The organism is Metabacillus sp. KH_069, assembly GCF_057838075.1.
Genome location: NZ_CM174460.1, coordinates 2,988,813 through 3,013,632, shown reverse-complemented (window position 1 = coordinate 3,013,632; position 24,820 = coordinate 2,988,813). Strand labels below are relative to the sequence as shown.

General features: G+C 34.5%; 24 protein-coding genes. 21 read left to right on the top strand and 3 right to left on the bottom strand.

Translation table 11 applies throughout. The annotated features are described in order from the left end of the window. Positions 1-30: 30 nt before the first annotated feature. Together AC3ISE_RS15145 and AC3ISE_RS15140 are read right to left on the bottom strand one after the other, a co-directional pair. Entirely contained in the window at positions 31-945 is a 915-nt protein-coding gene (locus AC3ISE_RS15145; protein WP_489221626.1) for a tetratricopeptide repeat protein, read from the bottom strand. Between the two features lie 53 nt (positions 946-998). Beyond that, positions 999-2,474 (bottom strand): SNIPE associated domain-containing protein, encoded by a 1,476-nt coding sequence (locus AC3ISE_RS15140; protein WP_489221625.1) that lies wholly within the window; start codon positions 2,472-2,474, stop codon positions 999-1,001. Positions 2,475-2,618: 144 nt separating this feature from the next. Here AC3ISE_RS15140 and AC3ISE_RS15135 point away from each other — a divergent pair, with 144 nt between their 5' ends. The 4 genes from AC3ISE_RS15135 to spoIID all read left to right on the top strand — a co-directional run bounded on the left by AC3ISE_RS15135 (position 2,619) and on the right by spoIID (position 5,105). Beyond that, entirely contained in the window at positions 2,619-2,885 is a 267-nt protein-coding gene (locus AC3ISE_RS15135; RefSeq protein WP_489221624.1) for a hypothetical protein, read from the top strand. Beyond that, positions 2,843-3,784 carry a stage II sporulation protein P gene (spoIIP, locus tag AC3ISE_RS15130; RefSeq protein ID WP_489221623.1) on the top strand — a complete coding sequence of 314 codons (942 nt, stop codon included), beginning with the start codon at positions 2,843-2,845 and terminating at the stop codon, positions 3,782-3,784. Before AC3ISE_RS15135 ends, spoIIP begins: the two co-directional genes overlap by 43 nt. Further along, positions 3,774-3,944, top strand: a complete 171-nt coding sequence (locus AC3ISE_RS15125; protein ID WP_252201536.1) for a hypothetical protein — start codon at positions 3,774-3,776, stop codon at positions 3,942-3,944. Before spoIIP ends, AC3ISE_RS15125 begins: the two co-directional genes overlap by 11 nt. Before the next feature lie 183 nt (positions 3,945-4,127). Next, positions 4,128-5,105: a stage II sporulation protein D gene (gene spoIID, locus AC3ISE_RS15120; protein ID WP_489221622.1), complete on the top strand. Its 978-nt coding sequence runs from the start codon at positions 4,128-4,130 to the stop codon at positions 5,103-5,105. 183 nt (positions 5,106-5,288) lie between these two features. On the opposite strand, the gene AC3ISE_RS15115 is transcribed toward spoIID, so the two are convergent. Further along, on the bottom strand, positions 5,289-7,172 hold the full coding sequence (locus AC3ISE_RS15115) for a DUF4365 domain-containing protein (RefSeq protein WP_489221621.1): 1,884 nt from the start codon (positions 7,170-7,172) through the stop codon (positions 5,289-5,291). A 276-nt stretch (positions 7,173-7,448) separates the two neighbouring features. Here AC3ISE_RS15115 and AC3ISE_RS15110 point away from each other — a divergent pair, with 276 nt between their 5' ends. From AC3ISE_RS15110 to AC3ISE_RS15030, 17 genes are all read left to right on the top strand, one after another. Further along, positions 7,449-8,426, top strand: a complete 978-nt coding sequence (locus AC3ISE_RS15110) for a HamA C-terminal domain-containing protein (protein WP_489221620.1) — start codon at positions 7,449-7,451, stop codon at positions 8,424-8,426. Continuing rightward, positions 8,419-11,001 (top strand): DEAD/DEAH box helicase, encoded by a 2,583-nt coding sequence (locus AC3ISE_RS15105; RefSeq protein WP_489221619.1) that lies wholly within the window; start codon positions 8,419-8,421, stop codon positions 10,999-11,001. The genes AC3ISE_RS15110 and AC3ISE_RS15105 overlap by 8 nt, the downstream gene beginning before the upstream one ends. A gap of 49 nt (positions 11,002-11,050) precedes the next feature. After that, positions 11,051-11,713 (top strand): uracil-DNA glycosylase family protein, encoded by a 663-nt coding sequence (locus AC3ISE_RS15100; protein ID WP_489221618.1) that lies wholly within the window; start codon positions 11,051-11,053, stop codon positions 11,711-11,713. A gap of 6 nt (positions 11,714-11,719) precedes the next feature. Then, on the top strand, positions 11,720-12,520 hold the full coding sequence (locus AC3ISE_RS15095; RefSeq protein ID WP_489221617.1) for an abortive infection family protein: 801 nt from the start codon (positions 11,720-11,722) through the stop codon (positions 12,518-12,520). A 574-nt stretch (positions 12,521-13,094) separates the two neighbouring features. Then, positions 13,095-13,955 carry a TnsA endonuclease N-terminal domain-containing protein gene (locus AC3ISE_RS15090; protein WP_489221616.1) on the top strand — a complete coding sequence of 287 codons (861 nt, stop codon included), beginning with the start codon at positions 13,095-13,097 and terminating at the stop codon, positions 13,953-13,955. Beyond that, complete coding sequence (locus AC3ISE_RS15085) at positions 13,939-16,182, top strand: hypothetical protein (RefSeq protein WP_489221615.1); 2,244 nt, start codon at positions 13,939-13,941, stop codon at positions 16,180-16,182. The genes AC3ISE_RS15090 and AC3ISE_RS15085 overlap by 17 nt, the downstream gene beginning before the upstream one ends. Positions 16,183-16,185: 3 nt before the next feature. Then, positions 16,186-17,802 (top strand): ATP-binding protein, encoded by a 1,617-nt coding sequence (locus tag AC3ISE_RS15080; RefSeq protein WP_489221614.1) that lies wholly within the window; start codon positions 16,186-16,188, stop codon positions 17,800-17,802. 32 nt (positions 17,803-17,834) lie between these two features. Beyond that, positions 17,835-19,676: a TnsD family Tn7-like transposition protein gene (locus tag AC3ISE_RS15075; protein ID WP_489221613.1), complete on the top strand. Its 1,842-nt coding sequence runs from the start codon at positions 17,835-17,837 to the stop codon at positions 19,674-19,676. 152 nt (positions 19,677-19,828) lie between these two features. Next, entirely contained in the window at positions 19,829-21,673 is a 1,845-nt protein-coding gene (locus tag AC3ISE_RS15070) for a TnsD family Tn7-like transposition protein (protein ID WP_489221612.1), read from the top strand. A 249-nt stretch (positions 21,674-21,922) separates the two neighbouring features. Next, on the top strand, positions 21,923-22,093 hold the full coding sequence (locus AC3ISE_RS15065; protein WP_489221611.1) for a hypothetical protein: 171 nt from the start codon (positions 21,923-21,925) through the stop codon (positions 22,091-22,093). Next, positions 22,059-22,523, top strand: a complete 465-nt coding sequence (comGD, locus tag AC3ISE_RS15060; RefSeq protein WP_489221610.1) for a competence type IV pilus minor pilin ComGD — start codon at positions 22,059-22,061, stop codon at positions 22,521-22,523. Before AC3ISE_RS15065 ends, comGD begins: the two co-directional genes overlap by 35 nt. Continuing rightward, the gene (gene comGE, locus AC3ISE_RS15055; protein ID WP_489221609.1) at positions 22,507-22,833 is read left to right on the top strand and encodes a competence type IV pilus minor pilin ComGE; all 327 of its coding nucleotides are present in this window, start codon (positions 22,507-22,509) and stop codon (positions 22,831-22,833) included. Before comGD ends, comGE begins: the two co-directional genes overlap by 17 nt. Beyond that, the gene (gene comGF / locus AC3ISE_RS15050; RefSeq protein ID WP_489221608.1) at positions 22,766-23,263 is read left to right on the top strand and encodes a competence type IV pilus minor pilin ComGF; all 498 of its coding nucleotides are present in this window, start codon (positions 22,766-22,768) and stop codon (positions 23,261-23,263) included. Before comGE ends, comGF begins: the two co-directional genes overlap by 68 nt. Further along, positions 23,260-23,634 carry a competence type IV pilus minor pilin ComGG gene (comGG, locus tag AC3ISE_RS15045; RefSeq protein ID WP_489221607.1) on the top strand — a complete coding sequence of 125 codons (375 nt, stop codon included), beginning with the start codon at positions 23,260-23,262 and terminating at the stop codon, positions 23,632-23,634. The genes comGF and comGG overlap by 4 nt, the downstream gene beginning before the upstream one ends. Before the next feature lie 76 nt (positions 23,635-23,710). Then, positions 23,711-24,229 (top strand): shikimate kinase, encoded by a 519-nt coding sequence (locus AC3ISE_RS15040; protein WP_489221606.1) that lies wholly within the window; start codon positions 23,711-23,713, stop codon positions 24,227-24,229. A 24-nt stretch (positions 24,230-24,253) separates the two neighbouring features. Further along, a complete protein-coding gene (locus AC3ISE_RS15035) occupies positions 24,254-24,433 on the top strand; it encodes a YqzE family protein (RefSeq protein WP_070876628.1) in 180 nt (59 codons plus the stop codon). Between the two features lie 162 nt (positions 24,434-24,595). Further along, complete coding sequence (locus AC3ISE_RS15030; protein WP_489221605.1) at positions 24,596-24,808, top strand: helix-turn-helix transcriptional regulator; 213 nt, start codon at positions 24,596-24,598, stop codon at positions 24,806-24,808. Positions 24,809-24,820 lie beyond the last annotated feature (12 nt).

Genomic DNA, 24,820 nt, shown 5'->3' with positions numbered 1-24,820 from the left:
CCTCTGTGCACGTTTTTCCAATCTACCATACTATCCTTGATATTCGGGATGGTTATGGCGGTTGCAACCAAATAGGTAGCATGCTGTATGGATAGGTGGATCAAAATCTAAGAGAGGGATGTAACCAGAAGAGATTCGTTCAACCATTTGTCTATACTCGTTCATTTCTTCGTACAATTCATTAATATGTTCCTGTTTATCCCTTTCTGTCCAGTCTTCATCACACATTTTTTCTGAAGCTTCTTTTAGTTCTTCCGCTTTTTGATTCATCAATTCTTGTATGATCTCATTAGCACGAGTTACTTGATTCAATTTTATAAGGGAATAAACATATTGACTAACCCAATTAGGTTCTTTTGAGTAACTGTTCCATCCCTTTGTGAACCATTTGATCGCCTCTTGGTGGCAGCCCAACTCTACGTATAATTCCGCTAAATCAACTCCACCAACAAAGTCATCGTCAGATTCGGAAAATGAATCGACTATCCGTTTCGCATCATTAACCTTTCCTAATTCAATCAGACACAATACATGGCTGTACCTTGCAAAATCTGTCTTTGCTGAAGCTAGCGAAAAATACTTTGCCGATTTTTCGAAGGATCGCAGATGAAAATGAGCAACCCCAAGATTATGATAAGCGGTTTGTGTAGGATGGATAGAAATGGCCGTGAGTAAGATATCTTTTGCTGGCAGCCACTTTTCTTGTCTGAGATAAACCTCTCCCAGTAAGTTATATGGAAAATAGGAAGTGGGATTCATGCTTACCGCTTCTTCCAGCAAAGAGAGGGCTTTTTCGTCATCATGCTCTTCATTGGAATAGAACCAAGCCAGGTTGGTTAGAGATTGGATGTCCCTCGATTGATTCACAGCATCTTGAAACAGGTTTAATGATTCATCATGCTGATTTTCCTCAAATAATTTTACTGCTCTTTGATTGATATTCAATTTATCCCACTTCCCATCATAATAATCTTGTTATTTAGTTATACCATCCATCCTTAACCGAGCTTTAAATTGTATGCTTGTTGCTTTTCCAGCATTTGAGTTTCTCGATACTCCTTTGCTTGGGTGAGCATTGTAAATTCGATATGAGCATTGTGATTTTGATGAACGATTTCTCTAATTTCTTCAAGCGTTACTCTAAAGAACTCTTTGCGTTCATTCATTTTATTTACCCGCTTATAAGCAAATGTTCGATGCAGAGTTGCTTCCAGGGATGGAGCGTCATCGGAAAAAATCATTGCATGTACATCAAAGTGAAAAGGTACAGAGGCAGCTCCCAATTCTTTAATGCGATCCATGGGTTCTAATCGTCTCGTCATCCCTATTTTATAAACATCTTCACCAAAGCAGCCAAGGTTTGAAATGATGTATACATAACCCGCTCGGGTATTTTTAACTCTATAATCCACATGAGCTTTTTGGATGTTGATTTCCTCTAATCTCTTTTTATATTGAAGCATTTCATCCTTGCTTATTTGACTTGAAAGGTTAGATATGGCGTTGAGTAGATGTTGTTCTTCTTTTTTTATTTTGGTTAATTCTTCTTCAAGCTCTTTTTGTACTCGTTTTTCTTCTCTAATTAAGTCATTAATTCTTCGCTGCTCTTCTTTTTCTTCGTGCTTTTTCTCTGCATATTCATGGACTAAGAATAATTCCTCTAATTTAAGATGCAAAAATTCTTCTGTGATGAAAATAGAATTATAGGAATTCAATTTGTTAATATCATAAAACGAAGTACGGATTTTCTTTTCTCCAAGTTCCACTGTGTTAAATTTCACTCTGCTAATAACATTGTCACATTCATTAATAAAAGAACGAACAGATAATGTCATTTGCTGTTTACTTTTTAAGCTTCCAGGTGTTACCCTGCCTTCTTCAATAGAGAGTATATCGTAATCTGCCGCTCTTCTTTCTTTTATCATCTGTTTTTGTTTTTCCCTTACCAGTTCCAATGAGCTTAGATACTCTTGGGAATTTACAAGGAAAAATTTATTGTCGTGAAAACCGAATGATTGAAGTGAAACCTCATCTTCAAGATCAATTTTCTTTTTTTCAAAATAGTGAATCTGCCGCTTAATTTCCTCTAGCTTATTTTTCTGACGATTAATTTCCCGATCGCATTTTAACATCTCTTCTTCTTTTGCTTTTGTAATATGGATTCTTCTTAGTTGCTGAGCTAATTGTAATCCGATGATCGTTTTTTGCATATGAAACAACTTCTCTGAAGTTTCTTTTTCATTTTTTTTCAGATCTAACCTACTTGCGTCCATTTCTTGTTCTTTCTTTAATAGTTCGTTTGCCCGATGAAGCAACGCTGCTTCAAATTCTTTCACTTTTTTGTGATTTTCATTTTGTACTTTATTAAATCTAATCAATAATACAATCCCTATTATTAGCGGGATAATGAAAAACCAAAGTGCAAACATGATCGCAATAAACCACAAAGAAAAATACCATTTATTTTTATTCATTATTAATCTCCTAAAATTTACAGTATATTCCTAGTTTAACTTATTTATCTGTTAATAAGAACTGCTAAAAAGGCGGAAGGACTTCAATCGTATCTTTATATTTTTAATTAGGAGGAATACGTATGTAAGAAGGGGGTTTGTCTTATGAAAAAATCCACAAGTCCAAATGCACTCTTTCTACCAGGAATCGTCGTCGTTATCGTCTTCGGGACATTCCTCATGGTAGGGGTATTGGTCAATTTGAATATTCGCTATCAAACTGATTACGTTCAGAAAATTGTAGACGACATTGGACCAGAGCAATTATTCTCATACTTCTTAAGAGCAGAAAATATTATTTTCACCAACCAAATGAGGCGGAAGAAGACTTGTTTTCAATTGGGAATCTCACCAGGTTATCCTTGCAGCTGAGTACAAACATCATTCCCGAGGATGCCAGAACTTTCTTGGGAAGGGAATTGCCTGGGCTTTCTTATTACGATACTGAAATTTCAGTGGCTGGCGAGGGGGTAAATCTTGCCACGCTTCCAATGGAGTCTTCTCCGCCGCTAGATGTCTTGCTAAAAGAAAGAGAAATTGCTGAAGATCAGCTGAAGGGCAGGGAGCAAGAAGTTGTACCTCAAACACCTAATACAAAAGTTCCTGCAGTTTTTGTTTACCAAACACACAGCTGGGAGTCCTTTCTTCCGCTATTAAAGAATGCAAAGGTGCCTAATGATGCAACGAGCAATGATAACAGGGTCAATGTGATTGCCCTTGGAACCCGATTAAGCAACAATCTCCTTAAAAAAGGAATAGGAGTTAAACACGATCAAACAAATATGACCCAAGAATTGCATAAAAGAAAGTGGAAAGATACTAAATCCTATAATCTATCTGGAGAAATTGTTCAAGCAACGGCTAAGACAGAGGGAGATCTTGAATACTACATTGATATTCATCGAGATTCAACAAGGAAAAAATCCACGACTAAAACAATCAATGGAAAGGATTATGCAAGGCTGTACTTTGTTATAGGTAAAGGGCATGCAGCTTATGAAAAAAATGAGGCATTCGCGAAAAAACTCCATTATGAACTTGAGAAACGTTTTCCTGGTATTAGCAAAGGGGTTTATCTTAAAAAGAAAACCAAGCTAACGAACGGTATTTACAATCAAGAAGTCTCAGACAGGGCTATTCTTTTGGAAGTTGGCGGAGTAGATAACAATCTTGATGAGTTAGAAAGAAGTGTCGATGCTTTTGCCGAGGTATTCTCAGACGTCTATTGGAAAGAGCGGAAAGCTCAAGAGGTAAATGGCGATGCGGATTAAAATGAGACAATCTTTAAAGTGGCTGTTGTTCACCCTTATTTCAACCTTTTTAAGTGCAATGTTATTGGGTCTTTCGTTTTTTACCATTGCCTTTTTTGCGACAGGCCTCATCTTTGCGATCGGTTACTTATATAAAGAAGAATTAATAAAACAAACGTGAGTTTTTCTTCCTGTTTTCAGTGAATAAGAATGTATATTCAAGACAGTAGAGACTATTTGAAATAGTAATTAATTTCCATGAGTCATCATAAAATTCTATATATAGTACTTAAACAGGATTGGAGGTATTACGATTAGAAGAATCCATCCGCTTGCCGTATTCTTAGGTGGCCTGATATGTACGGTGTTGGTTCTCCCAACCTTATTGGTTTTACCTTTTTCAAATCAGACAACGCATGTGCAGAAAGAAGATCATTCTTCAAAATTGGAACCTGCCCAAAATGTGAATTCAAATGCAGCATTCGAAGTGGCCGTATACCGTACCAAAAGTGAGAAAATAGAGAAGGTTCCAATTGAGGATTACGTATTAGGCGTGGTAGCCTCAGAAATGCCCATTAACTTTGAAACAGAAGCATTAAAGGCTCAAGCCATCGCTGCCAGAACATTTCTTGTTAAGCAAATGCTCTCGCCTAAAAAAATTGGCACTCCAAGAGGAGCAGATATTTCGGATAATCCCGAATTTCATCAGGTATACAAAAATCTAGATGAAATAGAAAAATACTGGGGAATGAAGTCCAATACAAATCTGGCAAAATTAAAAACTGCAATAGCTGCAACAGAAGGACAGATTTTGGTTTATGACGGGAAACCAATTGAAGCTTTATTTTTTTCGACAAGCAACGGGTTCACTGAGAACTCAGAAGATTATTTCACGAGCACCATACCATATTTGAAAAGTGTGGAAAGTCCATGGGACAAGCAATTTTCGCCTAAATTTGAAAACCAAATAACCATGAGTGTGCAAAATTTTGAACGTGTATTAGGGGTGAAATTAGATGAAGGAAAAGTAATTGGCTCAAGTATTTCCAAGACAACAGGAAACCGAGTTAAATCAATCGATATAAATGGAAAGAAATTAAGCGGGAAAGATATCAGAGTAAAATTGAAACTCAATTCATCCGACTTCGTTTTAGAGAGGTATGGCAACAAAGTACTGATATCAACAAAAGGAAATGGTCATGGTGTTGGAATGAGTCAATACGGAGCAAATGGAATGGCGTTGGGCGGACAGAAATATAAGGATATTATTGAGTACTATTACAAAGGGGTCGAAATGGCTTCGTTAGAATCCTTTATTGATAAAACTGTGGCGAAGAATTAAAAAAGGGCGGATTCCTAAACAGTTTAGAGGATTCATTTTTCGGGTGCATATTTATTTATAAAAATGACTTGGAATTTACACGGTCGTTTTTCTTATATATATGGTTTCATTTAGAGTGTATAAAAGACTCATCTTAAATTTTATGACGAGTCTTTATACATATATGCTTTCTAAAAAAGGACTCTACTCCATGTTTTCAAAGAACTGATAAATTGGATAAGTAATTGCGATTTCTTTATCTTCCTCTTTAAGAGAATCAAAGAGTCTCTGAGCTCTTACTTTATTTTTCAATAACACTTCACATGCAAACCTTATGATTTGCTCATTTTGAGTAACAGCCTTTTCTTGTATATCCAAAACATCTGCTTGGTCTTCGTTTGAAAGCTCAAGACTTTGCTTGAGTTGAATTAGATATATATTGATCTTTGCAACATCATTGTTTGGAACCACCGCTAAGTGTCGTTGATTAAGCTCATAAGCGAAATTTAAGTATTCTGGATCTCTCGATTTATCATAGAAATCTATATATGGCAAAGATGCATTAATTGTCAGTTCAACACTTAAGTCATGGTATTCGTCTGCAAAAGATAATTTTATAGTCTCAAAATTGAAATTAGCATCTTCAACCATATCCCCAATCCGTTGAGAAATATAAATGCTTACTTTCTTATAATAATCTTCCCAGTTATCAGGTACTACTTCAAGGTTCTCACCATTTTGTCCGAGAAGCTCGTTCAAATTTGTTTTTGGAAGTAACCCACCGATTGTTGTTAAGACCTCTTTACTATAAAAATCCACGAAAACTTCATTCACGTACAGTAACTTTAGTTTCAGAAAGTCGGATATCTTAATGTTATAAATATGAGTATTTTCCAATTTCCCTTGATGGAAATTCAGTGATCCGTACTGTTTGTTTTTAAAAATATTGATAATTGTACTGAATAAAGAAGGTAAATCTTCATCATCATGGAATACATAATTCTCACTTATTCCGATTTGACCGCAAACGTCAATCAGCTCTATATAAGACTCTATTTCTTCTTCTATCTTTTCGAAAAGATCCTTCCCTTCCAAATTCATCGTTGCTTGGAAAGATTGAAAAGGAAGCTTGTTATGCTCCTGAAAGTAGTTTATGAGCTGCAAGCATTTTAGGAATGAACCAAGTGTAATTAGTTTCCCTAAAGAGAATCTGCTGTTTTTCTTCTTTTTATCGATATCAAAAGTTAATGATTTTTCAATAATGACAATATATCTTTTTTCTGTTTGTTTAATCTGGTAAGAATATTCAATTTCCTTACCATTAATACTCACTATTTCTGTTTTACTTACTTCTAACTCTTCTACTTTAGCAGCTTCTACAGGCATAACAAGATTGTCAGAAGTAACTCCATATATGTAGGCAATTTCTTCAAACATATCAAATGAGCCTTCTCTTATGTCAATGAATGTTACTTCATAATGAGTAAACTCCTTATCCTTTGATGCTTCAATGTAGTGTTTAGGCTGTTTTTCAACCAAATCAATGAATATCTTACAGAGTGTCTCTAAATAGCCTTTTTCAAGGATTTTAAAAGACAAGGAAATTGAATTATTATTTTTTTGATTCATTTGCGTTAAGAGGCCTTTTAACTCTAATGGAGCCAATATCCGATAATATGCCTGCTTAACATACGTTAATGGATTGATTGTTACGACAAAAAATAAGACGCCTTGGCCATGTTTGTAATATACTTCTATGTCTTTCTTTTTTACAGAGTGCTTTATTTTGTCTTTAAGAATTTCTGTTTTTTGAATAGTTGTACCCTTTACTTGTACAGGAACTTTATTAATGAAATTTGATTTTTCTATCTCTTGATTGCTATATACCTCAATATCACCATCAAAAGAAACCCCTTTATCATTCCATTGAATATTACTGACTAGATGGAAGGGGGGGTGAAGGATTAAGCTATTGATTTCCATACACGCCATATGTTCGATAATTATTGTATTGAAAGCTCTAGGTTTAAACTCAACCTTTTTGGTATTTTTCTTTCTAGCCATTCCTTTTTCTCCTTCTTCCTTCAAATGAAATCCTGCTATGAAGCTTGTAAATGAAATCGATTCTAATTAATTAATAATGTTCTAACTTATTTAGAGGATATTTCCATATTATCATATCAACGCAATCCAAGGCGTTAAAATGGCCGCTCTTTGTGGAGCAGGCCTTCTTTGCATTTTCATTACATTCCGAATGTCAGTTCCCTTATAGGTATTTAAGTATTTTGATATAATTGACCTAATACTAATTTACATTTCAGATAAATATTGGAACTATTTTATGGGAGCGGAGGGTATTTTATTATGTCGTCGCCATTACGTGCTACCAGAAAAGAAGATTTTCTGGACCAATATATTCAGTCTTTACTCCGAGGCAATGGAGAGGAATTAAACGCTTATCTAACACAAGTAAATACTCATCAACAAATTATAGGAACAAAAGCTACGACAAGATGCTTTATGCTTTCGTCTGATGGGCAGCATTTACCGAGAGTAGAAGATTTTGCAATTAGAATAGCATGTTATCTATTAGATTATGCGATTCCTCGCTCAGAAATTGCAAAGGCAAAAAAGATGGATGATGAAGAGAATACTACTATTAATACAGTAATGTTAAAAAAGAAAGCCAGAAAGCTGTTTACCCAATTAAAAAAAACAGGAGAAGGCGGGGAGATGTTGCTCTATTTACTCATTCAAAGTGTATTAAGGTTCCCGCAGGCAATCTCCAAGATGTCGCTAAAAACAAGCGGACAACTTCATTACCAAGGGGCAGATGCTATTCATATAGGGTATGACACGACAACTGAAAAATTATTGCTTTATTGGGGGGAGTCTAAACTTTACCAATCAATTGATAGTGCGATTCGGGAGTGTTTTGAAAGTCTTGCTCCTTACTTAATAGGACCAGGAGGGGCGGAAAATCCTAGAGAAAGAGATCTTCAATTGCTTTTGACAAATCTGGACTTTGCAAATGAAGAGTTGGAAGCAGCTATGCTTAACTATCTTGATCCAAACCATCCATCGTTCAATTCTCTCGAGTATAGAGGTGCGTGTTTAATAGGATTTGATATCGATTCGTATTGTTCAGTCCCATTCGCAAAGACACAAGAAATTGTTTTAGGTGAAATTAATCAAGCTCTTACAAACTGGTTAGGAAAAATAAATACGGGTATTAATAGGCATCAATATCTAGAAAATTTCACTTTAGATGTGTTTCTTGTCCCTTTTCCTTCTGTACAAATTTTCAGAGACAAATTTTTGGAGGCAATTCAGGATGTATAAATCAAGATTGCCACATAATTTATATCAATTACAGGGATATCAAGAAAAATATAAACCTCTTCTTTATAAATCCATCCGAGAACAATTTCCATTAACTTATGACGAATCATCTGAAATCGATTTAAGATACTTGCTTATGTGTGCCAGTATCTTTTCAGAATCAGATGACGCAAAGCACTTGGATACTGCATTTAGAATTGCTCAATACGTCTTGCAAGCAGTTGGTACGTCAGAAAATCAAAAAAATTCTGCCGCTTACATTCTGGATAAAATGACAAATCACACAGCTATCAATCTTGGTATAAATAGGAACCAACTATTATCCAATTACAAAGATCATATACCAATGGAATTCAATTTAGATTCTATGAATCGGTTAATGAAGTATTCTATTTTTGACTCTAAGAGAGAATTGATCATTCCCATCAATAAATTTCAGTATGAGGTATTAGATGAAACAAGAAAAAATGACTGGGTTAGCATTTCTGCTCCGACTTCGGTAGGGAAATCCTTTATCTTGCTTCATATTATTCGAATGTATCTCCAAAATCATTCGAATGGAGTGATTGTATACATCGTACCGACTAGGGCTTTAATTCAACAGGTTGAGCTGGATATCAGGAAAATGCTTATTGAACATCAGTTGGAAAACATATTTGTTTCTACTGTTCCGCTTATGGATGATTTATCAAATAGGTTTAGTAAAAAAGTGTTTGTTTTAACACAAGAAAGATTTCAATGGTTATTAGCAGATCATCATGAAATGGCTCCTGAGTTGTTGATAGTAGATGAAGCACAAAAAATAGGGGATGGGACAAGAGGGATATTGCTTCAACAAATAATAGAAGAAGTTTCTAGGAGATCCGCAAATGGGAAGGTCATTTTCTCAAGTCCGATGACTTCTAATCCAGAAGTTTTACTAGAACAAAGAGCAGAAACTTCAAAGGGAAAAGCCGTAGAAAAAGAACTAGTTACTGTAAATCAAAACTTACTGTGGGCAAATCAGGTTTTTAGGAAGCCAAAAGAATGGACAATGTCTTTATGTGCAAACGGAGAAGTTGTTAAACTAGGTGATTTTTCACTTTCAAAAAGGTCGTCTAATGCCACGGAGAGATTAGCATATGTTACCCATGCATTAGCTGATCCCGCAGGAGGAAATCTCGTTTATGCAAATCTCCCTTCGAGTGCGGAAAATTGCGGACATATTCTATGGGAATTACAAGGTGCAGAAAATGATTCAAATCATCCTGAAATAATCGAACTGATTAAGTTAATCAAAGACACAGTAAATCCTGATTATACCCTTGCACATATCCTGTCACGAAAAGTGGGGTATCATTACGGCAACATGCCGCTGATCATAAAGAATGAAATAGAACGACTCTTTTCTGAAGGTATTATTCAATTTTTAATATGTACCTCTACTTTAATCGAAGGGATGAATCTTCCCGCAAGAAGCATATTTGTCAGGGGACCACAAAAGGGCAGAGGAACACCTATGGGAGAAATGGATTTTTGGAATCTTGCTGGAAGAGCAGGCAGGCAAGGAAAAGAGTTTCAAGGAAATGTGATTTGCATTGATACAAATAAAGAGGATATATGGAACAACTCACCTCCAACGATTAGAAAAAAATATCAGATAGAAAAAACGATGGACAATTTATTGAATAACGACGTTGAAAAATTGATCGAATTTATTGTAGAAGGAACACCTAGAAGTAAAAGTCTACAAAAGCCTGAATTTGAATATGGATTTTCATATTTACTGGGAGAATATATAAGAAATGATAGATTAAGTGAATCTCCATTTTTGCAAAAATATGATGAGGATTCCATTAAAGAATTAGAATCAAGCATATCGAACGCCTTAAAAGATATCGAAGTTCCAGAAAGGATTCTTCTTAAACATCCAGGTGTTAGCCCATTAGCACAGCAGCAGCTACTCGATTTCTTTAAAGATGCTTATCACTCAATTGAACTTTACACTCCAGTTCACCCCAATAACCAAGTTGCTTTAGATAGATATATTAAAATCGTGGAAAAAATACAAGAAATTTTATCAGGGGAACATCCTGGTAAAAACTATCCTTATTCATTGCTGATAATTGAATGGATGAGAGGTTATTCATTGTCTCGTATCATTGCTCGTAATATTAAATATTGGCAGAGACGAGATCGGAGTAAAAATAAACAAAGCATTATTAGAGAAACAATGAAGGATATCGAAGAGTTTGCCCGCTTTAAATTTGTAAAATATTTTGCGTGTTACCGCGATATTCTAAATTACTTCATGGAATTGAACAATGACTTAATTGAAGAAGATCTATCAGATTTAACGATGTGGCTAGAATTAGGTGCTTCAGAAAAAACACCTATTTCATTAATGGGAATAGGGTTTACACGTACAACGGCTATTAGTATTGCAGAAATATTAAAAGATCAAAATTTAGATGGAGAAGAATGCATTAAATTATTGAAACAAATAAATTGGGAAAAGGTTCCCTTATCGTCGATTGTGAGGCGAGAAGTGATACAAATACTTCGATTGTACATTTCAGAGGTTGAATTGAATTAATGAATTTTGACATTTGATACGGTCTGCATGTAACAGTAGGGGGGTATAGATGAAAATAGTAGAATATGAGAATCTGATAAAGAAAAGAAAAAACTGTTTTCTGTGTGGTCCAAACATGCAAAATCCATCAAAAATACTGGATGGGAAATTTGATTCCTCAGCAATAGGTCCTTGGAGTGAATGGTATGGGGATCTAGATGCGGAGGTTCTCGTTATTGGGAAGGATTGGTACAATAGTTCGGGGTTTATTAAACAAAAAGGGAAAGTAAATGTTTTGGATGATACGAACCGCAATCTGCTCCAACTCCTCAAATGGATTGGAGTTGATGAGAACGTTGGACTGTTTTTTACCAATAGCGTGTTATGTATGAAAGACGGAGAAAAAAACCAAAAACTAAAATCTGCATGGAAAAGTAACTGCAGTCATTCCTTTTTAAGGCCAGTGATTGAAATAATCAAACCGAAGATTATCATTGCCTTGGGCGAGGATGCATTCGATTCAATAAAGCGGGTGTATCGCAATGAATACCCAAAACTCAAATGCTCTTATCCAAAAGCCAGAGATTCTGCGGAGCCATTTATCGTTGGAGAAATGAAGCTATTTAGCGTGGTTCATCCAGGGAGGCTGGGTATGGCCAATTTCGGTGGAATGGAAGGGCATAAAAAAAGCTGGATGAAAATAATTCCTCATATTGACGCTCTGAAAGGATAAATGACGATGTCAAATCTAAAACATATTGATAGAATAAAATTAGAAAGATTTTTAAATATGGGCAGTGGGTATGTTTTACATTTTAATAATGGAACGCTACGAGATCTTGTAATCGAAACGACAGGTATTGATATATATGATGAACAGTATTCTATAAAAGGTGAATCGAAAGCAAATCGATTACGTGCTTTTTGGGAAATAGAGGCGGATGAAACCGTATCAAAGCTAGTTTTTGCATTACTTGAAGTTTGGAAAGATAGAAAAGAAATGTACGATCAGGAAATTGAAGAATCTGAGCAAGCTTTATTTAATGATTGTTTTTCCATTGCAGAGAATCTGAATCAAAAAGGTGTATCAGAATTTGTGCATGGAATTTTAAAACCACAGATAGAAGATAAAGACTTTTCCGTTTTAGCCAAAAATATTAAAGAAAGCATTGAAAGAAATGAACCAGAAGCAGCTCTTGACAGGCTTCATACATATACTGTGAAATACTTTAGGAGTCTGTGTAGAAAACATCAAATTTCTTATGATAAAGATAAAGCGTTACATAGTTTATACGGGGAATATGTAAAGGTGCTTGAGAAAAACAAGTTAATTGAATCTGTTATGACTCTGCGAATTCTTAAGTCATCCATTTCGTTGCTGGATGCTTTTAACTCAGTGAGAAATGACAAAAGTTTTGCCCATGATAACCCGATTCTGAATTATCAAGAAAGCATGTTAATTTTTAAAAATATATCCAGTATGATTGAGTTCATTGAATCTGTTGAAGGAAAGTTGAGTCATGTTCGTGCTAATACGTGAAACGGAGAAGAGGCAGCCTACATGGAGTTTCAAGCGTTTGAATTAATAGCCTAAGAAAACCGCTCATGTTGCATGAGCGGATATTTTATTTTCATTAATTTCTTCAGTGTCGATTATGCAAGCAATTAAATGGCAGAGAGCAAAAAAAGTGCGTATCCCTCAAGATGTGCACTTTTTTTATTTTATAAATAACCAAAAGTGTTTATTTATATAAACAGTGTTCATTATTATGAATAATTATTACTGAATATGGAAAATGATATAAATATGTTGGTTTAACGTTAATAATTCTTCAAGGGAAATACTGGTTTTTTTGTCGCGGAATGTTCAGTTCAATAAAAGTGAATAGTGATTTCAATAATAGGCCTACACCTTGTCAAAAAAGGGACAAATTGTTTTTAAGATTTTTTAAAGTATTTAATAAAAAAATATATATTAATATCTTATGCTAAATTCCACGAAAAAAAAATCTCAGTGTTTTCCATTTTTTAGTATGAGAGAATGAGGGCTTAATGTGTTTTAATGATCATGTTTCAAATATAAATTGATCAACATAAAAGGAAGCTTGATTTAATTGCCACGTTATAAGTATATAACATCTTCACAAATAAATAAGATGTTAAAAAAGGGCCGCGGTATTGGAGAGGGAAAATCATATTATCCTTGGACGACAATACGAGATGTCCCATCAAAAGGTTTTTTACACAGAATAAGAGGATGGAAAACGAATAGAGTCCATCACTTATTTTCTAATATAGAACTAGGTTTCTTTTTGAAACTGGAATGGGCTTCTAATGTAATTGATATTAGAGAAAGATTTCCATTGTTGCCGATAAATACTACATTAGAAATTGCCGATGAAATGGAAATTAACCATCCATATGATAGAAGTGTTAATGAACCAATTGTTTTTACCACCGACTTCTTAGTTACTATTCTTACAAAAAATAATGAGCTTAAGCAAATTGCTTATAATGTAGTACCTTATTCAAGATTTGAGTCAAAGCGGATATTGGAAAAAGCAGTAATTGAAAAGATTTATTGGAAACGAAAAGGTGTAGAATACTTTATTATTACAGAAAAAGATACGCCAAAGTCCTTTGTTAGTAATATGAAATGGATACATCAGTCAAGAGAATTGACATTCGCCCCTGGTGTATTGATAGATGATGTAATAAGAGCAGAAGAATTTATGTTTTATAGGTTGATGGAAAAAAATACATCATTATCAAAAGTATGTTCAGAAGTAGACGAACTACTTGAGTTTCATCCTGGTGTTTCCTTATGGATTGTTCAACATTTGATTGCAAACCGCTACTGGTTAATTGATATTACAAAGCAATTGGATACGACACAGCCGCTTTATTTCAAAAGAAATTTAAGGGGCTTATTAAGTAAAAATAATGCGAGGGATGCTTATGGAACATTTGATTAAAGGAACGGTTATACAATGGGAAGAATCCTCTGGAAGAGATAAGTACGAGCGAGTTTTGTGGCTAGATAGAGAGAATAATCTTTCGGTTGTATTTCCGCTTACGCCAGGAGTGAATGATAGTAATTTTCCACTATACCTACCTATATCAGATATTCAAGATGCACTTGAAATGAAAGAAGCTTTTATTAGAACGGTGGATCCTTATTTTAGAAACATTTCATCTGACTCAGATTTTTTATTGAAATATACAAATGAAAGAGATAGGGGTTGGCTTATTATTAAAGATATGGTGGTGAATGAGCCTGATATTTATGATCCAGATACAAGGGGAAAGTTACTTGAATTCACGGTTAAAAAGTTGGGTACAAGTTCAAAAACTGTATACAAAAATCTTCGGAAGTATTGGAGATATGGGTTGACTCCAAATGCTGTATTACCATTAAATGAAAACTGTGGTGGGCCAGGTAAAAGTCGAACTCTTACTGAAGAAATGGTTGCAAATGCTATAGAGAAAGGAAAGCCCATACCCAAGAGAGGTAGAAAATCGAATTTATCAAAAGAAAATCCAGAAATGATTGGAATAAATCTAACTGATAAAGATAAGGAGCTGATTAAAAAAGGAATTAATAAATATTACTTATCTAGGAAAGAGAATTCATTAAAGAGCACACACCAAAGGATATTAGAAGATTATTATTCCGTTATTGTGAAGGGTACTGAGGTAATCGATCCTGAAGGAAGATATCCTTCTTTATGGCAGGTTAAAACAGAGTTCTACAAAAATAGTAAGTTGAAAGAAACTATAACCGCCAGAAAAGGCTCCAATGAATACAATCTAAACTTCAGGCCCAATATAGGTACTTCAGATAAGGAAAACTTAATGGGGCCAGGATCGGTGTATCAAATTGATTCCACTGTCAGTGATGTAGAATTGGTAAGTAGTTTGGATAGAAGTAGGAAAATTGGAAAGGCAACTGTTTACTTTATTATGGATGTGTTTTCTAGATACATCGTTGGTGCTCACATTGGATTCGAAAAGGGCTGGGATGGAGCTCATAGAGCATTGTTTAATGCTTTTACGAATACGGCAATATTAAGAGGAGAAAGCCCTAAAGAAGAAAAACAGAAATTCTGTTCTGTCCCAAAGGTATTATATGCAGACAAAGGTTCAGAAAATATCAGCCTGAATTCTGATAATTTAACTCTTTTTTTTAATGTAGATGTGGCAATTGCCCCTCCTTATCGGGCTGACTTAAAAGGAATAATAGAACAGGAATTTAATCAGCTAAAAGAAAGCTGCAGAGAAATTCCTGGCTTTGCTAAAAATAGCATTAAGAAGAGAGCAGATAAAGACCCAGCAGATGAAGCTGCATTGACAATAAGTGAACTTAGGGAATTTATTAATAATATTGTTGATGATCACAATAATAAAAAATTTCTTGGGAATTACATTCGAAATACCGAGATGGTTAAAGAAAATATAGAGCGTTACCCGATTGATTTATGGAAATGGGGTTTGAAAAAGTCAGGTGCTCTCACTTTATACCCTGTTGATTTAGCAATTGCAAATCTTCTCCCTAGAGGAAAAGCCACGATTACTAGTAGCGGCATGAAGTTCAATAAGAAAACTATTCGGAAAAAGAATGAAATCAAAAATGTACAAAGTGAATCTCTATTTTATACTCATTCACGTGCAATTAAGGAAGGTTGGTTTGTAGAATCAGGATCAATGATAGGAAAGCAAGTGGATGTTTCCTATGATGTTTATGATACAAATGTTCTTTTTCTTATTTTAGATTCAGGGAGGATTATCGAAAAGTGTCAATTAATACCTAGCAATCAACGTTATGTTGGACTTCACCATATAGAGGCTATCGATTTAAAGAGGATGGAAAAGATTGAAAACTCTCTTCACAGCATAAAAAGATATCAATCTCAGAAAGAGCTGCATCAAAAGAACGATAAAATTACTAATACTGCTAAAACTAAAACCAAGCTTGCTATAGCTGAAAGTGGAATAAGCAAGACTAGGCAAAAAAGTAATAAACGATCTAACGCTAAGGAAGAGCGGCATCATGATCAAAGCGAGACATCTATTGCAAACATTATCAATGGTGAACAAAAAACAGGTGTTATAAAAGAACATGTTGAAAATCAAATTCATCTTGTACCAAAATCATCTAAATACCAGAAAATACTGAATCAAATTAAAGATATGGAGGATTAATTCATGGCAGGACAGATTGTTTTAAAAGGGAATTTTGTAGAAGCAAATTATACTGAGGCTGATATTCCTATGCACAGACATAATCTATACATTGAAGCATTACCCGATCTTTTAAAAGTTGCAGATGTAGTGAAAAAAGTGAAAAGGTATCCTTATTACAATTCTGAAGATCGGAAGCTGCCAGCATTACGAAGGGTTCATCGAGTTCAAACCATTTCTAATTTTATTGAACCATTACCGATTCACATTGATTTTGAAATGAAGTTTTCAAGGATGATTCGTCATGGATATATAGCGAGAAATCCTATTAAGGCAGAGTGGATAAAGCAGATGAGAGGTGGTTTTGAGGGACTGGAATGGGGAACAAAAGACGATCAATATGAACCACTTATCCGTTCAACATCAGCGGGTTTTGCAATCATTGGTCCTAGTGGAATTGGTAAAACTACAACAATTGAAAGCATTCTCGGTCTTTATCCGCAAGTAATTCAACATGTAAAATACAAGGATACTATTTTTGAGCACAAGCAATTAGTTTGGTTGAAAATCGATTGTCCAAAAGACGGTTCAATTAAAGCATTATGTCTGAATTTTTTTCAATCAATCGATCGAGTATTAGGAACAAAGTATTTTTCAAGACATTCTAAATCAGGTAGCAGTGCAGAGGTGTTAATCCCAGAAATGGCTAATGTAGCTAATTTATTTGGATTAGGTGTTCTCGTAATTGACGAAATTCAAAGACTTAGTTTAGCAAAGAGCGGCGGTCCAGAAAGTATGATGAACTTTTTTGTTCAACTTGTTAACACGATTGGGGTTCCTGTCGTTCCCATGGGCACACCTAAAGCTTTGAAAATTATTGAAAAAGATTTTGCAAATATAAGACGATTTGAAGGACAAGGTGACATCTATGCTTCTATATCTCATTTTGATGAAGCGTGGGATCACTTTATTCGAAAGTTATGGAAATTTCAATGGACCAATGTGGAGACTCCATTTACTAATGATATTAGTAAAGTTTTATACGATGAGTCTCATGGAATAATTGATATCGCTGTGAAATTATTTATGCTTGCCCAATGGAGAGTTATTGGAGAAGAGGATGAAAGACTAACTATAGCTTTAATTAGAGACGTATCAAAAAATGAATTGCGTTTAGTGAAAAAAGCCCTAAATAAAGTCTTTACAAATGCAAGTAAGTTGGAAGAATTAGAAGAAATATTTCCAGATTCAATAGACTTAAATAATTTCTTAAAAAATGCGACTGAAAGGGTCGTGTTATTAGGAAAAGCTGACACTTTGCATAATCAGCAAAAATCTAGCGAGGAACTAGAGGGAAATCAAATGTCTCCGTTATTTTCTATTGCTCATTGGTTAGTAGAGGCAGGTATTGAACCTAAGCTAGCTCAAGATTGTGCAAAAAAAGCATTGAGTAATAACGGTTCTAATTTTGATATGGGAATTGCCATGCAAGAAGCAATACAACTCGCTATTAATAATGGAAGTTGTAAGAATTCCAACGAAAAAAAGAGCAAAAAAGCAAAAAAGAAAAATAACTTGAATGAGAATCAAATGATAGAAATACTTAAAGCGGAAGAATTAGATGATTATCTTGAGTTTTAATCTTTTCAATCTCTTATAGGAGGTAAGTTTATATGTTAGCTTTTTTTCCAACTCCATATCCAGACGAATTGTTTTATAGCTTGTGTGCTAGATACCATGAATGGAGCAGAAATCCAACAACTCAATCAACTATCGAGGATTTGTTCAATCCTAAATTGATGGGACCAAGAATTGAATTTCCCTCTGGATTGAATGTATTCTGTAGTAATCTATCTCCCTCATCGACTATAACCCCAGAGTTCATCCTCTACAATCATACTTTCTTTCCACTATACCAACCCTTCATCCCACAAGAAAGAGCGGGAAAAGTTATGAAAGAGATGTTTGGAACTAATAGTGCGATTCATAGGGTAGTCGGAAAACATCTTGATAAACAAAAGATAGAATTCCTCAGATTTTGTAAAACATGTACTGAACATGATATTGAAAAATTTGGGGAGCCCTACTGGCATAGATGTCATCAGGAATATGCGGTAAAGATTTGTCCACACCATAATACGTGTTTATATGAAAGTGGCGTCCCTATTAGTAGAACTAAAGGAGGTAGTAGGCATTTTACTGCATTAGATGAAAGTATTATTGAGAGAGGAACTGTTTCAATAATTAACGATAGAAATAAACCGCTTTTTTTGAAGTTGGCTAAAGACTTTTATTGGCTACTAAACAATGAAAATACTCATGTAAATTTAAATGAGGTAAAAGAGAGATTGAGAGTATATTTGATTCGCTCAAACTGCATGACTGAATATGGTCAGATTAAGAAGGAATTTCTACAAAATTTCAAATCATCTTACTCAAGTGAAGTGCTAGAAATAACTGATGCAGATTTTGATTGTGCAAACAGTAAATCTTGGGTTCATAAAATGATTCATAATTATAATTACTACTTTAAGCCAGTTAGGTTTCTTCTATTATTGAATTTCCTTGAAGTTCCTATTTCAACCTTTTTTAAAACGAGGGTTAGATATGAGCCATTTGGCCAAGGTCCTTGGCTATGCCTAAATCCTAGCATAGCCCACTATAATCATAGAATCATAGAAAATATAAATACTTTCTATAATAGTCGAAAAAAACAAACCTTTGGTATTTTTAAGTGTTCATGCGGGTTCATATATTTAAGATCAAATAAAACTTCTGAGTCGGATATAGATAAAATCCTTCAATTTGGACCTTATTGGGAGAAGGAATTAATAAGATTAGTAGATAGTGTAAAACTTGATTTTGAAAATGTTGGACTTTTGCTAAAAGAAGATTCAAAAAAATTGAGAGAATATTACCGAAATCTTACTGAATCTGGTGAGGTTAAAATCGAAGATACATTAAAGTTGAAAAAAAGGGATTCTTACCGCAAATTATGGCTGCAGAAGAGGAAGGAAAACCCGCATATGACAAGGAGCAAGTTTTATGAAATACTTCCTGTAGAATATACATGGTTGAGAATAAATGATATTAAATGGCTTGCAAACAATTTACCTCCAAAGCAAAATAAACGAGATTTTAAGCGGAAAGAACGGATAGATTGGAAGAGTAGGGATCAAGAACTGTCTAATCAAGTCATTAATATAGCACAAAAAATCAATTCTATTGGGGGAAAACCTATTAAAATTACTAAAACTGCAATTATGAAAGAAATGAAAGATGGAAGAAAATTGGAATGGTTGGAAAAGTTGCCTATAACCAAAATGACTTTGAATGAAGTAATGGAATCCACAGAAAGTTTTCTAATTAGAAAAGTAAAGTGGGCTGTTAATTCTCTCTATAGTAATAACAAGAATATTTCTAAAACAAGTATTTCGAAATTGATTGGAGACCCTAAAGTTTTGTCTGAAACTTTAGAAAGGCTCATCTCGGAACAAGTCGAAAAATACAATTAGTACTTAAATTTATTTGTGTGAGAATCTCACGTTAAAAAACCAGTCCTCAATAATAAAGGATTGGTTTTTTTTAGTTTAAGATTTTTCAGATACATATTAAGCTATGTAATTGGGATAATAAAAGTATTATAAAACAAAGGGAGGTGTCTCAATTGGAGAAATTACCTTTTTTTCCTGCACCTTATCCAGATGAAATATTCTATAGCGTTATATCTAGGTATCATTATTGGAGCAGAAATAAATTTACAAGTTGGACCTTTGATGACTTATTTGATAATTCATCCACTTCAATATGTATTGATTTCCCAAATAATTTAAATGATTTATGTATGAAGTTTTCTAGAAAGTCATCAATAACTCCGAATAAAATAATTTATGATCATACGTTATTACCTCTATATCTTCCCTTTATTTCTATAAAAAATTCAGAAGATGTTATAAATAGCATAATAGGTGAAAATTCGTCAAAAGTAAGTATGCTTGTGGGTACAACTCAAAATAAAATTAAAAACCCTAGATATTTACGGTATTGTGAAGATTGCTTCCAAGATGATTTGCATTATTATGGTGAACCTTATTGGCGGAGAGAGCATCAGGTCTTCGGAGTACTTTTGTGTCCAATTCATAACAACGTTTTATATGAAACAACTTACGATGTTCGTAATTCATATCCCCTGCGTAAATGCTATCAGCTCTTTCCTGAAGACTTAAGATCTGCTATCCCTGTTCTAGCTTCCCAAGAACACATAATTCACTTAGAGTATTTATCTAAATCTATTAGGAATTTGTTAAATAACCAATACGAGTGTCTTGGATTAGACAAATTAAGAGAACGATACCTTTTCTATTTAGGAGAAAAGAACTTAACTACTTATAACGGTAGAATCAAAGAGAATGAATTAAATAAGGAATTAGTGAATTTTTATGGTGATGGTTTCCTGCAAGCAATGAACAGTAAAATAGTTGAAGGCAAGAGGAATAATTGGACTGAAGGTTTTTTTCGAACAAAGAAAGTGCATCCTTTGAGACATTTATTGATCATGAATTTTTTAGGTTTATCTATTACAGATTTTATGTCAAATCCAATATCTGAGTATAGACCTTTTGGTCAAGGACCTTGGCTTTGCTACAATGCAGCATCTTTACACTATAAGCAGCCAGTCATTGATGATCTTACGATTAAGAATAATACCAATAAAGACAAACTGGTTGGTATATTCAAATGTAAATGTGGATTTGAGTACTCTCGAAAAGGACCAGATCTTTCCCCTATAGATAAAAATAGAGTTGGAAGAATTAGATCATTTGGGTATGTATGGGAAGCGGAATTAATTAAATTGAGATATGAAGAAAAAAAGACTGTAAATACTATTGCAAAAACTTTAAAAACTACCCATTTAACCATTAGCAGAAAATTGAAGGAGATGAATAATAAAATAGTAGCCACTCAGGTCGAGGATATAACTATAGATATTAAAATGGTAAGAGAAAAATGGATTCAATTGATTAATGATAATCCTCAATTAGGAAGAAATGAATTAAGGAAATTGGCAAAGAAAGAGTATATCTTCCTATATCGCAACGATAAAAAATGGTTAATGACAAATCTGCCTAAACCATTAAAGAAAAATAACGTTAGAAAATCACACTATCTTATTACAGAAGATAAGGCTTTGTCTGAAAAAATTACTTTAACAGTAGATAGGCTGATCCGATTAGAAAGACCAAAAAGGATAACCAAAACTTTAATTGGTAAGGAACTCGGAGTAAGCATTAGGAAGATTGACAATTCACCTATTTCGAAAAAAACAATTGAGGCTTCCATTGAATCGAAGGAGGATTTTCAAATTCGCCGAATCGAACTAGCTGTAATTAAGCTATTGGGAAAAGGTGAATATCCAACTCCCCATAAATTAAAAAAAGAAGCTGGTTTATTGCAGCAGGATTTGTCGCAGCTTATTATCAGTAAAATAAATTCAATAAGTAAAAATTTTTAATAAACCACTACTGTAAAAATGGTTTAGGGTCTCAATCTGCGGAGCTAATAACATGGTGTTTTACAGGTTTATTTATCATTTATGCTTTGGGTGTATATTTCTTATTTTACGGGTTTATTTATCAACTTTTTTCTTTGAAATGTGGTAACCCTTGATAACACTGGTTTTCTTATTTTACAGGTTTATTTTTCACAAACACCGAACATTACGAAGCATCACTCAAATATTCAGGCTAAAGGATGCGAAGGTTTGAAAAATACTTTACAGGCTCAGTCCACTGCCTATCAAATTGAATTAAAATCGGTCCCTACTATTGATGATCTTAAGACAGAGAATTATATTGAGGAATCACCTGTATGCCCGAATGGAACCGAGCTGATTATTGATGGCGACGGCAAGGTTGCTGAGAAGGCAGATTGAGTCAGGCTTTACATTGGCAGAAACGATTATGGTAATGAGTATTGTATCTGTCCTAATGGTGGTAACAATGCTCATCATACAGCCATTTCAAAGTCAAAAAACAGCAGAATTATTTTTTGAAGCGCTTGAAAGGGATGTTCTATATGCTCAGCAGCATGCAATCTCGAATAAAAAAGGGGTTATGATTCTTTTTGATACAGCCAAAAACCACTACATCGGTGTAGAGGGCGGGATACCAGCAAAGAGATTATTCACAGTAAACTATGATTCGGATATTCAAATTGATCCCGCAACAATGGACGCCAGGGTACAATTTAACAGCGAAGGTGGAATAACAGCGAGCGGAACAATGAATGTTGCCTATCGCAAAAAGAAGTACAGGATGATCTTTTATATGGGAATGGGGCGAATGAATGTTGAAGGGCTGTAATGGGTTTACTATGGCTGAAATCCTTATGGCCTTCAGTATATGGTCGATGATTTCTCTTATGCTGCTTCCGGCATCGGTTTATTTAAAAAAAGAGCGGGAAGAAACTAAGATCAAGCATGAAGCTTTGGTTCTGCTGAAAGATCACATTGAATCCCTGAATTTTGAAAATCCTGCAAAAGAGAACCTTAATCTTTCCGTTAAAAATCAAAGGTTTGAGATTATATGGAGCAAGGAGGAAGGAATTGATCAAGCTTGCATCAAATGGGAAAGCCATAAAGCTGCGCAAACGGAATGCCTGTATTCTTTTTGAGAATAAAGGATTTACGTTTCTTAACATGCTGTTCTCTTTAAGCATAGTCGTTATAATTGTTTCTTCTTCGGCCATCCTTATCCCTTATCTTTATAGAATATCTGAAAGGGAAAATGATTTGAGTCTGCTGGAATGGGAAGTTTTTCTGCAGCAGACCGTTATCGAAATGCGGGAAGGGACGAATTTAATTGTTGAGCCCCAAAGAATTTCATTCACTTCAAAATCAGGAAGAATCATTGAATATGAAAAATACGGATTTCTTATTCGCAGACAAGTTGATGGAACGGGGCATATCATCTGTCTCAGAAATGTTAAAACGATTAAATTTGAGCAGATTGCAGGCGGAGCATCTCTTACGGTTACCAGCATGACAGATAATGAATACCGCTATAGTTTCAGAAATTTTCATGAACTGAAGGCCATGAAATGAAAAACGAAAGAGGGTATATTCTTCCTTCAGTCTCGATATTGGCTCTATTTTTTCTTATGGTTGTCTTTCATCATACAGCTTTATATATAACAGAAAAAAAATTCTACGAGGAAAGAAGCCAGTCGGTGTTATTAGAGAATCTTATGCTATTCGGGGTTAAACATTCTTTAAATCAAATTACTCGAGAAGATGCAACAGAACAGCAGCTCATAAAATTAAAAAAAGGGACAATAGTTTATACGGTTACTAAAATTGATCCGGAACATATTCTTGTAGAACTTTCATGCGAAACAGAAAATAAGAATTTTACTTCAGCAAAATATAGATACAGCATCATGCAAAAGAAAATTGTCTATTGGACGGTATATTAGAAGATCGATAGAAAATCATTTCCCATTATGAGCAAATCTGTGTTAAAGTTATGAAAAAAATGCGGAGTGAATGTTTGTGAAGGCTATTTTTTTAACAGGATTTATGGGAACTGGAAAAACAACCATCGGAAAAGCTTTGGCTGAAAGGCTGAAAGTTCCTGTTTATGATATGGATGAATTCATTGCTGATAAGACCGGAAAAGAAGTGAAGACAATCTTTAAGGAACAGGGAGAAGAATTCTTCAGGGATCTGGAGACAAAATCTATCCGGATGCTCCCCCTTGAAGATGTGGTCATTACAACAGGAGGCGGGCTTCCTGTGCGCACCCAAAACCGAAAGTATATGATGGAGAATGGAATAGTTGTATTTTTGCATACGGATCTAGATGTTATTTTTGAACGGCTAAAAGAGGATGAAAATCGGCCGCTTGCACTCCATGCTTCAAAAGAAGATCTTACTGAATTGTATTTGTCCCGAAAAACAGCTTATGAAGATTGCACATTCATGATAAATACGACAGGAAAATCAATCAATGAAGTTACTGAAGAAATGATTGAGAGATTAGAAAGACAAGACACTGGCTATACTGAATAAAAAAGTGTGCATGAGGTGTTTGTTTTGTCTACCAATGATTATGTGAAATATATGACACAGCAATTAGTTCGTTATATGGATACTCCAAAGGAAGTACGAAAAGCCAAAAAGTCAATCCGCAAAACGGAGCGGACTCCATTTGCAAGCAGATGGTTCGGAATTTTGCCATTTGCCGTCATGTTTTTTATGAAGAAAAGAAGATAAAAGGACAGGTGCTGGTATGATGTGTCCCCACAATGTTAGAACGATCTAATAATTGGGTGCAATTCAAAACAGCACTTTTTTAAAAGTTTAATGTTAAGTAGACTTTACAAAAAGGTTATTCAACCTTACAATACAAGTAGAAATAGGTAGAAGGTGGACAACATGATTTTAAAAAATCGAGTAAAGGAAATGCGTGCAAGGTTTGACTTTACTCAGGAAAACCTTGCAGCACGAGCAGAAGTTACAAGACAGACAATCGCAGCAATCGAAAAAGGGAATTATATACCATCGCTGCTGTTAGCTTTAAAAATCTGCAAAGTGTTTTCACTTAAAATGGAAGAATTATTTTGGATAGAAGAAGAGTTAATTGACTAAAAGATGGGGACC

Coding starts and splice junctions, on each gene's coding strand:
- AC3ISE_RS15105 (WP_489221619.1), top strand. CDS start 8,419: ATGTATAAATCAAGATTGCCACATAATTTATATCAATTACAGGGATAT.
- AC3ISE_RS15100 (WP_489221618.1), top strand. CDS start 11,051: ATGAAAATAGTAGAATATGAGAATCTGATAAAGAAAAGAAAAAACTGT.
- AC3ISE_RS15110 (WP_489221620.1), top strand. CDS start 7,449: ATGTCGTCGCCATTACGTGCTACCAGAAAAGAAGATTTTCTGGACCAA.
- AC3ISE_RS15140 (WP_489221625.1), bottom strand. CDS start 2,474: ATGAATAAAAATAAATGGTATTTTTCTTTGTGGTTTATTGCGATCATG.
- AC3ISE_RS15080 (WP_489221614.1), top strand. CDS start 16,186: ATGGCAGGACAGATTGTTTTAAAAGGGAATTTTGTAGAAGCAAATTAT.
- AC3ISE_RS15030 (WP_489221605.1), top strand. CDS start 24,596: ATGATTTTAAAAAATCGAGTAAAGGAAATGCGTGCAAGGTTTGACTTT.
- AC3ISE_RS15095 (WP_489221617.1), top strand. CDS start 11,720: ATGTCAAATCTAAAACATATTGATAGAATAAAATTAGAAAGATTTTTA.
- comGG (WP_489221607.1), top strand. CDS start 23,260: ATGAAAAACGAAAGAGGGTATATTCTTCCTTCAGTCTCGATATTGGCT.
- AC3ISE_RS15135 (WP_489221624.1), top strand. CDS start 2,619: ATGAAAAAATCCACAAGTCCAAATGCACTCTTTCTACCAGGAATCGTC.
- AC3ISE_RS15085 (WP_489221615.1), top strand. CDS start 13,939: ATGGAACATTTGATTAAAGGAACGGTTATACAATGGGAAGAATCCTCT.
- AC3ISE_RS15125 (WP_252201536.1), top strand. CDS start 3,774: ATGCGGATTAAAATGAGACAATCTTTAAAGTGGCTGTTGTTCACCCTT.
- comGD (WP_489221610.1), top strand. CDS start 22,059: ATGGCGACGGCAAGGTTGCTGAGAAGGCAGATTGAGTCAGGCTTTACA.
- AC3ISE_RS15075 (WP_489221613.1), top strand. CDS start 17,835: ATGTTAGCTTTTTTTCCAACTCCATATCCAGACGAATTGTTTTATAGC.
- comGE (WP_489221609.1), top strand. CDS start 22,507: ATGTTGAAGGGCTGTAATGGGTTTACTATGGCTGAAATCCTTATGGCC.